Origin of the sequence: Streptomyces sp. AC550_RSS872 (genome assembly GCF_019049285.1) — a bacterium.
In the GTDB taxonomy this organism is placed as follows: domain Bacteria; phylum Actinomycetota; class Actinomycetes; order Streptomycetales; family Streptomycetaceae; genus Streptomyces.
Genome location: NZ_JAGMUL010000042.1, coordinates 134,182 through 148,601, shown reverse-complemented (window position 1 = coordinate 148,601; position 14,420 = coordinate 134,182). Strand labels below are relative to the sequence as shown.

Below are 14,420 nucleotides of genomic sequence, written 5' to 3'. Positions count from 1 at the left end.
GTTGCATGCTGTACGGACATGGACGAGCAGCGCTTTCAGGCCGTAACGTGCCTTTCGCGCCGGACGCGGAGGGCTAATGACCACCGCAACGACCTGCGGTCTCGGAACCGCAACCACCAATTGAGGTACCAGTGCTGGGGGACGACGCGGAGTTGACCGCCGCGGTGCTTGCCGCACAGGACGGGGACGAGAGTGCGTTCCGGACTGTGTACCGCTCCGTGCACCCGCGGCTGCTCGGGTACGTACGGACGCTGGTCGGCGACCCGGACGCCGAGGACGTCGCCTCGGAGGCATGGCTTCAGATAGCCCGTGACCTGGGCCGCTTCAGCGGCGACGCGGACCGCTTCCGTGGCTGGGCCGCCCGGATAGCCCGGAACAGGGCGCTGGACCACATACGCATGCGCGGCCGCCGCCCCGCGATCGGCGGTGACGAGACGGAGCTGACCGGGAAGGCCGCCGAGTCCGACACGGCGGGCGAGGCCATGGAGGCCCTGGCCACCGACGGCACCCTCTCCCTCATCGCGCGGCTGCCGCAGGACCAGGCCGAGGCCGTCGTCCTGCGCGTGGTGGTGGGGCTCGACGCCAAGACGGCCGCGGAGACGCTGGGCAAGCGTCCGGGTGCCGTACGGACCGCCGCTCACCGGGGTCTGAAGCGGCTGGCCGAGCTGCTCGGCGACGATCCGGAATCGGCCGGGGTGCTCGACGCCCTGCCTCCCCAGCGAGAACCGCGGGGCCGTGCGGTGACGTCCGCGAGTGTGACGCATATGCGTTCGCGGACGCAGAAGGATGTGTGATGGCCGACGAGCAGTACAGGTGGCTGGACCGCGAAACGGCGGAGCGTTTGCTGCGCGGAGAGTCACTCGAAGCTGTCGACACGGCCGACCGCGATCAGGCCGAACGCCTCGCCAAGACCCTTGAGGCACTGACCGCCGAACCCCCGCTGAGCAGCGCGGAACTCCCCGGAGAGGCCGCCGCACTGGCGGCCTTCCGCGCGGCCCGCGCCGACCGGGGCGACGCCCCCGTGAGCGTCGGCCCCGGCGCCGGACCCCACACCGACCGCGTCACCGACGTGGGGCTCGTCCGGATCGGCGGTCCCGCCCGCGCCGCCCGTCGCCCCCGCTGGGCCCGTCCGGTACGGCTCTCTCTCGCCGCCGCGTTGGCCGTCGGCATGGTCGGCGGGGTCGCCGTCGCGGCCGGAACCGGATTCCTGCCGACGCCGTTCGACGGGGACGAGGAGGGCCGCCCGGCCGCCTCGGTCTCGGCGCCGGCACCGTCGGACCGCCCGTTCGTCTCGCCCTCCCCGGAGAGCCGGGTGCAGGGCGAACCCACGCCGGACGACGACACGGAAGCCTCCGCCGACCCCGACGCCACCCACGACACGGCACCCGGTGGCCCGGCCACGGACCGTGAGTCCGCGGGCGACGACCGGGTCGACCCCTCCGCCGGCTGGTGGAAGGCCGTCACCTCGTACTGCCGCGACCTGCGCGAGGGCAAGCGGCTGTCGAACGACCACCGCCGCACCCTGGAGGGCGCGGCCGGTGGCTCCGACGGCGTGCGGAAGTACTGCAAGAACGTCCTGAACGCGTCCGGCGACGGCACCTGGAGCAAGCCGGGCACCGGCAAGGACAAGGACCAGGGCGGGCACCGGGACGAGGACGAGGGCCGGGAGCAGGACGACGAGGGCGACGGGGCCGACTGGCTCCGTGACGGCCGAGGTGGCCGGTACGGCGGCGACCACGGCACCCGTCACGGCAACGGCAACGACCATCGCATGGACGGCACCGCGGTCGCCCCGTCGGCCATGGCCGGCCTTCTGCCGGACCGGGTCCTCACTCCGCTCACTCCGCTCGCACGTCGATGACCTGCGGTTTTGTGATCCGTGGAAATTTCTTCGCGGCAGGAGTGACACTTTCGGCCGCCACGGCGCTGATCTGAGTGAGCCGACTGGTCATCGGCCGTCGCACAGAGCCGGGGTTCCCCCCGTACCTGCGGCTCGTGCATTGGCGCGGGCGGGACACGTTCCCCCGGTCCCGCCCGCGCCCCACACCCACCTCTCACTGCGCGCCCCGCGCCTCACCAGTGGACGACGACCTTGTCGCCGGTCCGCACCTGGGCGAACATCTCCGAGATCGCCCGCTCGTCCCGTACGTTGACGCAGCCGTGCGAGGCACCGGCGTATCCGGTGGCCGCGAAGTCGGACGAGTAGTGCACCGCCTGGCCGCCGCTGAAGAACATGGCGTACGGCATGGGTGAGTCGTAGAGCGTCGACACATGGTGACGGGACTTCCAGTAGACGCTGAACACACCCTCCCGGGTCGGTGTGTACTGCGACCCGAACCGCACCGGCGCCGTCACGACGGTCCGCCCGTCGATCATCCAGCGCAGGGTCCGGCTCGACTTGCTGATGCAGAGCACCCGGCCGGTCAGACACCGCGCGTCCGGCGCGTCGGCCGGCTGGCCGCCCATCAGGTACAGATCCCACTTGCCGGGTTCGCGGGTCATCTTCAGCAGCCGCTCCCAGGTGACCTCGTCGGTCTTCCCCGTCTTCGGCAGCCCGCGTTTGCCCTGGAAGCCCCGCACCGCCTGCTCGGTCAGATCGTCGTAGGCCCCGGTCGGGCCGTCGAAGAGCCAGGCGATCTGCCGCAGCCTGGCCTGGAGCTCGCGTATGTCACGGCCCTCGTCGCCCCGCGACCACAGCACGGCGGCGGGCGCCGCGGGCGCGGCCGTGGGGGTCCCGCCCGGCTTGTCGTCGTTGCCGTCGCCCTTGTCATCGCCATCGCCATCGCCATCGCCATCGCCATCGCCATCGTCCTCGGGCGGCGCGGACTTCGCGGACGGCGTGCCGCTCGGCAGCTCTATGCGCACCGGCGAGTGCCGGTCGTCCCCGGACGCCTGCACCGTGCAGCCGCACAGGACCGCGAGCGCGGCGCCCGCGGCTCCCGAGGCGAGTACGGCGGTAGATCTCCCCATGCCCCTGGTACGCATCCCGACCCCCGGCGTCTCACCGCGGCCGCCCCGGCGGCCCTGATGTCACCTGAGATGTTCCCCGCGAGTGACCGGTTGCGAACCAGGCGGCATGGTGGGAGACAGAAGTGAACCGGGACACGGAGGAACACCATGGCGCGTCAGTCGGAGTCCGGACTGCCCATCGAGCCGGTCTACGGGCCGGACGCGCTGGAGGGCTGGGACCCGGCCGAGAAGCTGGGCGAGCCGGGCGCCTACCCCTTCACCCGGGGCGTGTACCCCTCCATGTACACCGGCCGCCCCTGGACGATGCGCCAGTACGCCGGTTTCGGTACGGCCACGGAGTCCAACGCCCGCTATCGCGATCTGATCGCCCACGGCACGACCGGGCTCTCCGTCGCCTTCGATCTCCCCACCCAGATGGGCCACGACTCCGACGCGCCGATCGCGCACGGCGAGGTCGGCAAGGTGGGCGTGGCCATCGACTCGATCGAGGACATGCGGGTGCTGTTCGGCGGGATCCCGCTGGACCAGGTGTCGACGTCGATGACGATCAACGCCCCGGCAGCGCTGCTGCTCCTGCTGTACCAACTGGTGGCGGAGGAACAGGGAGTCGGCGCCGACCGGCTCACCGGCACGATCCAGAACGACGTGCTGAAGGAGTACATCGCGCGCGGCACGTACATCTTCCCGCCGAAGCCGTCCCTGCGGCTGACCGCCGACATCTTCCAGTACTGCCGGGCCGAGATCCCGAAGTGGAACACCATCTCGATCTCCGGGTACCACATGGCCGAGGCGGGCGCGTCCCCCGCGCAGGAGATCGCTTTCACCCTCGCCGACGGCATCGAGTACGTCCGTACAGCGGTCGCGGCCGGCATGGACGTGGACGACTTCGCGCCCCGCCTCTCCTTCTTCTTCGTCGCCCGTACGACGATCCTGGAGGAGGTCGCCAAGTTCCGCGCCGCCCGCCGCATCTGGGCCCGGGTGATGCGGGACGAGTTCGGCGCGAAGAACCCCAAGTCCCTGATGCTGCGCTTCCACACCCAGACGGCCGGCGTGCAGCTGACGGCCCAGCAGCCGGAGGTGAACCTGGTCCGGGTCGCCGTGCAGGGCCTTGCGGCGGTCCTCGGCGGCACCCAGTCCCTGCACACCAACTCCTTCGACGAGGCCATCGCCCTGCCGACGGACAAGAGCGCGCGGCTGGCGTTGCGGACCCAGCAGGTCCTCGCGTACGAGACGGACGTGACCGCGACCGTGGACCCCTTCGCCGGCTCCTACGTCATCGAGAGGATGACCGACGACGTCGAGGCGGCGGCCGTCGAGCTGATGCGGCGGGTCGAGGACCTGGGCGGCGCGGTGGCGGCCATCGAGCACGGCTTCCAGAAGGGCGAGATCGAGCGCAGCGCCTACCGGATCGCCCAGGAGACGGACGCCGGCGAACGGGTCGTCGTCGGTGTCAACCGCTTCCAGCTGCACGAGGAGGAGCCGTACGAGCCGCTCCGCGTCGACCCCGCCATCGAGGCCCGACAGGCGGAACGCCTCGCCAAACTGCGTGCGGAACGGGACCGCGGAGCGGTGGACTCGGCATTGGCGGCCCTGAAGAAGGCCGCCGAGGGTCAGGACAACGTCCTGTACCCGATGAAGGAGGCGCTGCGGGCTCGGGCGACGGTGGGGGAGGTGTGTGATGCGTTGCGGGGGGTTTGGGGGTCTTACGTGCCGAGCGATGTCTTCTGAGCGGTTGCCACGGCTACGGCTCCGGCTGCGCTCGTGGCCGTGACAGCGCCGCGCGCAGCTTCGGCGTGAACCGCTCCTCCACGAACCGGTTCAGCAGCCACGCCAGCAGCAGCATGGCGGCGACAGTCAGCAGGAAGGTGCCGTACGACGGGATGCCCAGACCGCGGTGCAGGCCCTCGATGACGACCCAGCCCAGGTGCTCGTGCACGAGGTAGAACGGGTACGTCAGCGCGCCGGCCACCGTCAGCCAGCGCCAGTCGGCCCGGCTCAGCCAGCCCAGTGCGATCGCGGCGACGGCCAGGAAGCCGAGGGTGACGACCAGGACGATGCCGAACGTGGTGCGGTACGAGAAGGCGTCCACGTTCCGTGGATGCCACAGGCTTTCGACCGCGGTGTGCTGGCCGATGAGCCAGCTGACGACCACGATGCCCCACGCGTAGGCGTCACGCCGGTCGCGGTGGACCAGGTACAGGCCGACGCCGCCGATGAAGAACGGCGCGTACTCGGGCATCAGGACGATGTCGAGGAGCGGCTGGTCGGCGCCCTGCGCGATCGCCGCCGCCAGCGTCCAGCACGCGCAGAACAGGATCACGCGCCGACGGCTGGCGCCGGGCAGCACGATGCACAGCGCGAACAGGGCGTAGAAGCGGATCTCCGCCCACAGTGTCCAGCACACGCCCAGCACGCGGTCCACGCCGAGGGGCATTTGCAGCATCGTCAGGTTCACCAGCGTGTCGCTCGGCGACACCGTCTTGTAGGCGACCACCGGCAGTGCGAACACCGCCGTCACGATGAGGATCGCCGCCCAGTAGGCGGGCAGCAGCCGGGACGCGCGCGAGGCGAAGAAGGAGCGCAGCGGACGGCCCCAGCCGCTCATGCATATGACGAACCCGCTGATCACGAAGAACACCTGCACGCCCAGGCAGCCGTAGGCGAAGTACGGCGACAGCGTGGGGAACTGCACGCGCGGGGAGGAGCCCCAGGCCTGGGCGACGTCGCCGTCCCGGCCGCCGTAGTGGTACGCCGCCACCATCAGTGCGGCCAGCAGGCGCAGGCCGTCCAGGGCGCGCAGCCGGGCCCCCCGGGGCTTCGCTGCTTTCGGCGCCTGCGGAGGCGATGCCTCGGCGGCGGGCGGCAGAGCGGCGCGGACAAGGGTGCCCGTGGAGGTCACAGGGGTGCCCTCGGGCGTGTCGATCACAGAGTTCTCCTCGCTGTGACGCAGCAGGATCACAGCACACTAGTCCGAATCCGAAGGCGACTTCGCTCGCCGAATAAAGGCTTTGCCCGGCCGTCCGTACGCGTTCACCTGGACGTCGCTCTCGCGTACGGACGCCTCGGGTCCCGTCACCTGCGCCTCAACGGCCCACCGCCCGCCGCAGCGAGCGCGCCCGCCGGGCCACCCGGCGAACCGTCGCGTTGCGGGGAATGAAGGCGAGCTGCGCCGGGACCGCTCCGGGCAGCGCCAGCGAGGTGAGGCGGCGGCGCTTGAAATAGCGCCAGGTGTGCTGGTCGAGATGGCTGCTCAGGTACTGCTCGGCCGCCGAGCGCAGATCGGGGTAGATCTTCGACTGCATGGCGTAGCCGACGGCCCGGATCAGCTGGGTGAGCATCTCCACATCCATGCCGCGCCGTTGGTCGGTGACCGCGGCTCGGTCCCCGAGGTCGGGCAGCAGCGCGTCGACGATGGTCACCGGCACGCGGTTGCTGTTCTCGTAGGGGGTCAGCCGCTCCAGGAGGGTGCCGGTGCCGATGCGGGCGACCGGCAGCTCGTACAGCGCCGAGGCGGTGAACAGGGCGGTGGAGAAGCAGCCGACGACCAGCGCGGGTTGCATCCGCTGGTAGAGCACCTCGGCGAGGACCGGCGTGTCGACGACGGTGAGGTCCGCGTCCAGTTTCCGGGCCTCCTGCTCCAGCAGTCGGGACCAGCCGTGCGGCGCCGAGGGGTGCGGCTTGAACACGACTCGGCGATGGCCGAGTGCGACCGCCCCCCGCAGCATGCGCACGTGGAGGTCCTCCTCCTCCTCGGGCGTCAGGATGCCGAGCGCGGACAGGTACTGGCCCAGCAGCAGGGCAGGGGCGTCGATCTCCGGCAACGCACCCCCCGTCGCGCCGAGTTCCGTGAGCACCTTCAGGAAGGCATCCGTCGGCACGATCTCCGGCTCGACGTCGAACTCGGTGAGCAGCAGCGGCTTCAGACCCGGCACGAGGTCGAGGTGGAGCACGCGCCGCACCCGGGTGCCGACCAGCGGGTCGATCTTGAAGCGGGTCGGGCCGTAGCTCATCAGCCCGTCCGCGTACACGTCGACCGGGGCGCCGCCGAAGATCTGGCAGATGGCGAGCGAGGGGTTGACCTGGATGGACTCCACCGCCAGCTCCACGCGGTCCTCGCCCAGGTCCCACAGCAGCCGCAGATAACGCTCGAACAGCAGCTGGTCGTCCGGACGCGGGGCCCAGCCACCGGGATGGAAGGGGGAGATGGCGTCGTTCCACGACAGCACCCCGTCGAACCGGTCGCGCAGCAGCTCGAAGCCGGGGGACTGGTCGAAGGCCCGGGACAGCTCCGGCGCCGAGCTGTTGTTGCTGATCAGCAGCAGCCGCCGGTCCGCGGGGCCGAAGCAGTCGGCGTCGATCGCGGCGGCCAGCGTGGCAGCGCCGTAGAGAGTGGACGCACAGAAGATCTGTGTGGTGCGGCGGACGCCGCCCGCGGCGGGCGTGGTGGTCGCGGTCATCAGGCGGCGGCCTCCCCGGCCGTGGAGGGCCTCCGGCGCAGCCGGCGCAGCTGGGAGGCGCGAGCGAGGTCCATGGAGTTCAGGGTGTCGTTGAGCAGGTCCTGGGGCATCCGCCGCAGGGCGGCGGCGCTCATCGAGCGGAGTTTGCGGGCCACCTGGGGCTCGAACTTCTCGATGGTCGCCAGGTGGTGGGTGATGATCGCGCAGTAGGTGCGCACCGCCTTGGGCAGGAACCGGTCGGCCTCGGGGTCCTCGGCGGTCTCCGCCAGCACCCGGTCGAACGAGCGGATGAAGTCGAGCTGCCTCGTGTCGCCGATCTGGGTGAGCGAGGAGGTCACTCCCCGGCGGTAGAAGATGCCGAGCAGGTCCGGCACCGCGAACGACTTGGCCTTGCGGTGCAGCGCCCAGATCCACGGCCGGTCCTCGGCCGTGCGCAGGTCCTCGGGCATGTGCAGCAGCCCCTCGTCGACCAGCCTGCGGTGGTAGGCGCCGGCCCAGGAGTACGGGTAGTCGACCGGTGTGGAGCGCTCCGCCGGAAGGATCACGCTGCGCGGCGGGACCACGACGTTCCGCGGGCCGAAGGGCACGCGGTGCACCGTGCGCTGCGCACCCGTGCACCGCACGTGGTCGGTGCGGACGAAGTCGCAGCCCAGGTGTTCGATGCTGTCGAGGAGCTGGGCGAAGTATCCGGGCGCCGCCCAGTCGTCGCCGTCCATGAAGGTCAGATACTCGCCCCGCGCCGCGTCGATGCCGGTGTTGCGAGCGGCCGCCACGCCGTTCTCGCTGCGCCTGATGAGCACCGCGCCCGGCAGGTCGCGTTCGGCTTGTTCGAGGATTTCCTTGGTCCCGTCCGTCGAACAGTCGTCGACAAGAATGAACTCGAAATCCTCGCGGGCGTTCGCGCGGAGGGATCTGATGGCGTCCGGGGCGTATTGCTGCACGTTGTAGAACGGCACGATGACGGAGAGCTTGACCACGCAGATGACGTTAGGCGGCGGTCCGGCTTTCGTCTTGACCATCTGCTTGATGCTGGGTGAACGGCACGTGGCGATACCGTGAACCAGGCCTTTTCCTGGGCCATATGAGGCTCGATTCGCCGTTCGTCGATCTGCTGTTAACCGTTTGTTGCATTCGGGTTGGGCAGAACCTCGGAATCGCTTCCTAGCGTCTTCGATGTGCCAGCAAGTGCGACGAATACCCGGCGAGTTGCCGTACTCGCGGATTCCGATACCCGGTGGAAATGGGGCGCGCTCACCGCGAACCGTATCGCCCCGGAGAATTCGGACATCCGTTTGGACGGATATCTTCTGCGTGGCCGGGCCACCCCCACCCCCCGCCAGCTCCAGGAAGTCGGCGTCCACGCCGACTCCCTCCGTGAGGTCACCGCGGTCGAGTTCCTGCGCGCCATGGCGCAGGGGTCGTACGACGTGCTGGTCCTCGCCCTCGTGGGCGGCGGAGTGCAGGCCGTGCTGCACGGCCTCAAGCGGGTCTGGGAGGGGCAGGCACAGCGGCCCGTGGTCGTCACCGGCTATGTCGGCGTCGTATACGAGAAGCTCGCCGACGGCCTGCTGCTGCGGCACGGCGCGGACCTCGTCCTCGCCAACTCCCGGCAGGACGCCGAGCGGTTCCGCGCGGTGTACGAGGGGGTCGGCGCCGACGCCTCGGCGGTGACCGAGGTGGCGCTGCCGTTCCTCGGCGGCGAGCCCTACGCCGGCGAGCGCGACCCGTACACGGTCGTCTTCGCCGCGCAGCCCTCGGTGCCGGACAGCCGCAGGGACCGCACGTACCTGCTGAACCGGCTGATCCAGCACGCCCGCAAGCACCCCGAGCGCGAGGTGCTGCTCAAGCTGCGCTCCAAGCCGGGCGAACACACCACGCACATCGAGGAGTTGCCGTACCAGAAGCTGGTGCAGCGGCTCGAACCGCCGGCCAACTTCAAACTGGTGTACGGCAACATGGGCGAGGTCCTCGACCGCACCGACCTGCTGGTCACCATCAGCTCCACGGCGGCGCTGGAGTCGCTGCACCGCCGTGTCCCCACCGTCGTCCTCACCGACCTCGGCGTGCGCGAGACGCTCGGCAACCACCACTTCGTGGGCTCCGGCTGCCTCGCCTCCTGGGACCAGCTCGACGAGGGACACCGCCCGACGCCCGACGAGGAGTGGGTGTCCCGGCAGGGCGTCTGCGCCGACGGCTCGTACGCCAGCGCCTTCGACGCGGCCCGTGAGCGCATCGCCAAGCTGCTTCAGCGGCCCGGCGGACTGCCCGCCCTCACGCCGTACTACACGCCGGCCACCGCCCCCGGCTATCTGCCCGGCATCCTCGCCCGCCACCACCTCGGCCCCGACGGCAGCGTATTGCCGGGGGCACCCACGGCCGACAAGGAACCCGGACCGGTCCGCCAGATCGTCCGCAGGGCGGCACGCGGCGCCTACCGCCACGGGGTGCAGCGGGTGGCCCCGGTGATCCGGCGGATGGGGGAGCTGTGAGCGCCTCGGGAAGCGCCGCTTCGGGTCCTCGAGCGGGCGGCTTCGCCGCCCTCCAAAGCTCTGCGAACTCTGCGCAAGGAGTGCAATCCATGTCTGACTCCCCGGCACACGAGGGTGCTTCGGTGCGACGCGTGCTCGCGGTCATCCCCGCACGCGGCGGCTCCAAGGGCGTGCCCGCGAAGAACCTCGCCCCCGTCGGCGGCGTACCGCTGGTCTCGCGTGCCGTGCGGGAGTGCCGGGCCTCCAGACTCGTCACGGACGTCGTCGTCTCCACCGACGACCAGGGCATCGCGGCCGCCGCCCGCCAGGCCGGCGCCGAGGTCGTGCTGCGCCCCGCCGCCATCGCCGGCGACACCGCCACCTCCGAGGCGGCCGTGCTGCACGCCATGGACGCGCACGAGGCGCTGCACGGCGCGCCGGTGGACGTGGTCCTGCTCGTGCAGTGCACCAGCCCGTTCATCGTCCGCGAGGACATCGACGGCGTGGTCAAGGCGATCGTCGCCAACGGCGCCGACACCTCCCTGACCGTCGCGCCCTTCCACGGCTTCGTGTGGCGGCACGGCGACGACGAGCCCACGGCGGCCGTACGCGCCGAGCGCCAGGCGGCCGAGGCCGGCGCCGACACCGTGGCCACCCGCACCACCACCACCACCGCCTCCGGCGGCGGCTACGGCGTCAACCACGACAAGTCCTTCCGCCCGCGCCGCCAGGACCGCCCCCAGGACTTCCTGGAGACCGGCGCCGCCTACGCGATGAACGCCGCGGGCTTCCGCGAGCACAAGCACCGCTTCTTCGGCCGCACCGAGCTGGTGCGCACCGACCCCGCCCGGGTCCTGGAGATCGACGATCCGCACGACCTGGCCCGCGCCCGCGCGCTGGCGCCGCTGTTCGACGCGGACCGGCCCGGCGCCCTCCCGACCACGGACGACATCGACGCGGTCGTACTGGACTTCGACGGCACCCAGACCGACGACCGGGTGCTGATCGATGCCGATGGAAAGGAGTTCGTCTCCGTGCACCGCGGAGACGGACTCGGCATCGCCGCCCTGCGCAAGAGCGGGCTGAAGATGCTGATCCTGTCCACGGAGCAGAACCCGGTCGTCGCCGCCCGCGCACGGAAGCTCAAGATTCCCGTGCTGCACGGCATCGACCGGAAGGACCTCGCACTCAAGCAGTGGTGCGAGGAGCAGGGCATCGCGCCTGAGCGCGTGCTCTACGTCGGCAACGACGTCAACGACCTCCCGTGCTTCGCCCTCGTGGGCTGGCCCGTGGCGGTCGCGAGCGCCCACGACGTCGTGCGCGGCGCCGCACGCGCGGTCACCACCACCCCCGGTGGCGACGGCGCCATCCGAGAGATCGCCAGCTGGATCCTCGGCCCCTCTCTCGACTCCCTCACCAAGTAAGGACATCTCTGCCATGAGCACCAACTCCCGTCTGCGCTCGTTCGGTTCGCGTGAGGTCGGCCCGGGCAAGCCCGTCTACATCTGCGGCGAGATCGGCATCAACCACAACGGTGAGCTGGAGAACGCCTTCAAGCTCATCGACGTGGCCGCCGAGGCCGGCTGCGACGCCGTCAAGTTCCAGAAGCGCACCCCGGAGATCTGCACCCCGCGCGACCAGTGGGACATCGAGCGCGACACCCCCTGGGGCCGGATGACCTACATCGACTACCGCCACCGCGTGGAGTTCGGTGAGGACGAGTACCGCCAGATCGACGAGTACTGCAAGAGCAAGAACATCGACTGGTTCGCCTCCCCGTGGGACACCGAGGCGGTCGCCTTCCTGGAGAAGTTCGACGTCCCCGCCCACAAGGTCGCCTCCGCCTCCCTGACCGACGACGAGCTGCTGCGCGCCCTGCGTGCGACGGGCCGCGCCGTGATCCTCTCCACCGGCATGTCGACGCCGAAGCAGATCCGCCACGCCGTCGAGGTCCTCGGCTCGGACAACATCCTCATGTGCCACGCCACCTCCACCTACCCGGCGAAGGCCGAGGAGCTCAACCTCCGCGCGATCAACACGCTGGAGAAGGAGTTCCCGAACGTCCCGATCGGCTACTCCGGCCACGAGACGGGCTTGCAGACCACGCTGGCCGCGGTCGCCCTCGGCGCCGTCTTCGTCGAGCGTCACATCACCCTGGACCGCGCGATGTGGGGCTCCGACCAGGCCGCCTCGGTCGAGCCGCAGGGCCTGACCCGCCTCGTCCGCGACATCCGCACCATCGAGGCCTCCCTCGGTGACGGCGTCAAGAAGGTCTACGACTCCGAGCTCGGCCCGATGAAGAAGCTGCGCCGGGTCGCCGGTGTGGTCGCCGAGGCGGAGATCGCCGCGGCGGCGGGCGAGCCGGTCCAGGTCTGATCCGGAACGCACCGAGTCCGAACGCGCGCCGACGTCCGAGTGCTCCGAGCAGGAGTGCTCGGACTCGGCGCCCTTCGAGTTCCTGTGCCGAACCCGACTGAGCACGAGCTGAATACGAGCGCCGCATGAGCGCCTTACGACGGGACGGTCGTACGTCGATGAGCCCCCGCGCCGGGAACACCGGCCCTCACACTCTCGCCTTCGTCGAGAGCCCGGTACAGCTCCTGAACGTGCTGGAGTGGGCGCACGCCCGCGAGCCCGCCGTCGGGGCGGGCCTCACGCTCGTCGTCCTGTCCCCGATCGACCCCATGACCCGCGGCCAGCTGCGCCGGATGGCCGAGCTGGCACGCAACGACGGGCACGAGGTCCGCTGGGAGGAGGCGCGGGGCGGCGCGGCAGCTCCCTTCCAGACGATCGGCGGCCTCACCGGCCTGCTCCGCCGGGCCGGCCGCGTGGTCCTGGGTGACCCCTTCTCCCGCTATGTGCAGCTCCTGCTGACGATCACCAAGGCCCGTGACATCGTCGTCGTCGACGACGGCACGGCCACGATGGAGTTCGTGGCCCAACTCGCCCGCGGTGAACGCCTGGTCCGCTGGCACCGCAAGGGCGGCCGCCCCGGCCCACGGGACCTGGTCTTCGCCCCGGTGTCGTCGGCGGCACGCAAGCGCCTCACCCCGAGTGAGCGTCGGACGGTCGAGATCTTCTCGTCCATGCCGATGGAGGAGACGCCGCACGGCGTGACCGTCACCGCCAACACCTTCGCCTGGACCCGCGACCGTTTCGGCCCGCCCCGCATCACCAAGGGCGCGGACATGGTCGGTACGTCGTTGGTCGAGACGGGCGTGGTGGACGGCGACCGCTACCTGGAGGCCGTGCGCACCCTGGCCAAGGCCCACGGCGCCACCCGCTACTTCGCCCACCGCCGCGAGAGCACGGAGAAACTGCACCGGCTGGCGGTCGAGACGGGCCTGGAGGTCGTACGCCCCGACCTCCCCCTGGAGCTGATCGCCCGCCGCGGCCCCATCGGCCGCACGATCCTCAGCTTCCCGTCGACGGTCGTACACACCCTGCCGCTGGCCCTGTCCGGCACGGAGGTCCGCGTCGCCGTCTGCGACATCGACCCGGCATGGCTGACGGAGAACGCGTCGCCTCGGGCGCAGGGGTTCCTGTCGGGGGTGACGGGGTCGGCTCGCGATGTGCATCGGCTGGCGGCGGTCAGTGCGGTGTAGGCCTGCGTCGCCGCGGCAGGGTGCGTGAGGCACGCCGGGCGAGGAAGGTCCAGGCGGTCGGGCGGTGACGTCGGATCAGAGCACGACGCGGTAGTGGGTGGTCAGGCGCCGGTCGTCGCCCAGGATGTGGAAGGCGAGGCCGGGCGGCTGGTCGCGGTCCGCGGGGCGGTCACCCTCCCAGGGCATGCGCAGGGTCCAGGTGACGGCCGGCCCGACGATCAGGGGACGGGCGGCGAAGGTCGAGACGGCCGCGGTGTGGGCGTGACCGGTCAGGACGGCGACGACCTGGGGGTGGGCGTCGAGCAGGGCGGCCAGTTGCTCGGGCTGTTCGAGCATTCCGGAGTCGGGCAGAGGGTGGTGGAGCTCGACCGGGGGCTGATGGAAGGCGATCAGTGCCGGGGTGTCCTGCGGCAGCCCAGTGAGCTGGGTGTCGATCCAGTCGAGCGTCCGGGCGTCGAGGCGCCCCTCGTCACGGCCGGGGATGGTGGAGTCGCACATCAGGACGGCGGCCCCGGCGATGTGGTGGATCCGGTTGACGGGGCCGTGGCCGGGTGCCTCTGCGAGCAGGGCCTTGCGGTAGGCGGGACGCACGTCGTGGTTGCCGGGGCAGGTGAGTACCGGGAAGGGAGCCGTCAGAATGCGGGCGGCCTCCTCGTACTCGGCTTCCGCTCCGTGATCGGCGATGTCCCCCGTGACCAGGAGCGCATCGACCGGACGAGGCAAGGCTCGCAGATGGTCCATGACGCGTTCGGCGCGCCGGGTGGCCCTCTCACTGCCGTCCAGGTGCAGGTCACTGATCTGGGCAAGCAGCACCGTCATGTTCAGTCCCCCTCCAGGCAGGGCTGTCCCCCACCTCGATCTCTCGTACCGATCCTTCGCGTCTAACGGTAAATCCAACTTTTCCGTTAGGACTTTAGGCT

At 70.8% G+C, this 14,420-nt stretch carries 12 protein-coding genes; 7 read left to right on the top strand and 5 right to left on the bottom strand.

Features of this window, described 5'->3' with window-relative positions:
• Window positions 1–131 precede the first annotated feature (131 nt).
• Together KUM44_RS19295 and KUM44_RS19290 are read left to right on the top strand one after the other, a co-directional pair.
• The gene (locus KUM44_RS19295) at window positions 132–794 is read left to right on the top strand and encodes an RNA polymerase sigma factor (RefSeq protein ID WP_217209306.1); all 663 of its coding nucleotides are present in this window, start codon (window positions 132–134) and stop codon (window positions 792–794) included.
• Complete coding sequence (locus KUM44_RS19290) at window positions 794–1,861, top strand: hypothetical protein (protein ID WP_217209305.1); 1,068 nt, start codon at window positions 794–796, stop codon at window positions 1,859–1,861. The genes KUM44_RS19295 and KUM44_RS19290 overlap by 1 nt, the downstream gene beginning before the upstream one ends.
• Before the next feature lie 212 nt (window positions 1,862–2,073).
• Here the strand turns inward: KUM44_RS19290 and KUM44_RS19285 are convergent, their stop codons facing one another.
• Entirely contained in the window at window positions 2,074–2,970 is an 897-nt protein-coding gene (locus KUM44_RS19285; RefSeq protein WP_217209303.1) for a L,D-transpeptidase family protein, read from the bottom strand.
• A gap of 147 nt (window positions 2,971–3,117) precedes the next feature.
• Between KUM44_RS19285 and KUM44_RS19280 the strand changes: the two genes are divergently transcribed.
• A complete protein-coding gene (locus KUM44_RS19280) occupies window positions 3,118–4,698 on the top strand; it encodes a methylmalonyl-CoA mutase (RefSeq protein WP_217209301.1) in 1,581 nt (526 codons plus the stop codon).
• Between the two features lie 13 nt (window positions 4,699–4,711).
• Here the strand turns inward: KUM44_RS19280 and KUM44_RS19275 are convergent, their stop codons facing one another.
• The 3 genes from KUM44_RS19275 to KUM44_RS19265 form a co-directional block, all read right to left on the bottom strand.
• Window positions 4,712–5,896, bottom strand: a complete 1,185-nt coding sequence (locus tag KUM44_RS19275; protein WP_217209300.1) for an acyltransferase — start codon at window positions 5,894–5,896, stop codon at window positions 4,712–4,714.
• Between the two features lie 157 nt (window positions 5,897–6,053).
• Entirely contained in the window at window positions 6,054–7,427 is a 1,374-nt protein-coding gene (locus tag KUM44_RS19270) for an alpha-2,8-polysialyltransferase family protein (RefSeq protein WP_217209299.1), read from the bottom strand.
• Window positions 7,427–8,404 carry a glycosyltransferase family 2 protein gene (locus KUM44_RS19265; RefSeq protein WP_217209377.1) on the bottom strand — a complete coding sequence of 326 codons (978 nt, stop codon included), beginning with the start codon at window positions 8,402–8,404 and terminating at the stop codon, window positions 7,427–7,429. Before KUM44_RS19265 ends, KUM44_RS19270 begins: the two co-directional genes overlap by 1 nt.
• 198 nt (window positions 8,405–8,602) lie before the next feature.
• Between KUM44_RS19265 and KUM44_RS19260 the strand changes: the two genes are divergently transcribed.
• The 4 genes from KUM44_RS19260 (at window position 8,603) to KUM44_RS19245 (ending at window position 13,500) form a co-directional block, all read left to right on the top strand.
• Complete coding sequence (locus KUM44_RS19260; protein WP_217209298.1) at window positions 8,603–9,916, top strand: DUF6716 putative glycosyltransferase; 1,314 nt, start codon at window positions 8,603–8,605, stop codon at window positions 9,914–9,916.
• An 89-nt stretch (window positions 9,917–10,005) separates the two neighbouring features.
• Window positions 10,006–11,319, top strand: coding sequence for an N-acylneuraminate cytidylyltransferase (locus KUM44_RS19255; protein ID WP_217209297.1), 1,314 nt, complete (start codon window positions 10,006–10,008; stop codon window positions 11,317–11,319).
• Window positions 11,320–11,332: 13 nt separating this feature from the next.
• Window positions 11,333–12,271, top strand: coding sequence for an N-acetylneuraminate synthase family protein (locus KUM44_RS19250; RefSeq protein ID WP_217209296.1), 939 nt, complete (start codon window positions 11,333–11,335; stop codon window positions 12,269–12,271).
• Between the two features lie 158 nt (window positions 12,272–12,429).
• Window positions 12,430–13,500 (top strand): hypothetical protein, encoded by a 1,071-nt coding sequence (locus KUM44_RS19245; protein WP_217209376.1) that lies wholly within the window; start codon window positions 12,430–12,432, stop codon window positions 13,498–13,500.
• Between the two features lie 75 nt (window positions 13,501–13,575).
• Here the strand turns inward: KUM44_RS19245 and KUM44_RS19240 are convergent, their stop codons facing one another.
• Window positions 13,576–14,319 carry a metallophosphoesterase gene (locus tag KUM44_RS19240; RefSeq protein ID WP_217209295.1) on the bottom strand — a complete coding sequence of 248 codons (744 nt, stop codon included), beginning with the start codon at window positions 14,317–14,319 and terminating at the stop codon, window positions 13,576–13,578.
• Window positions 14,320–14,420: the final 101 nt, after the last annotated feature.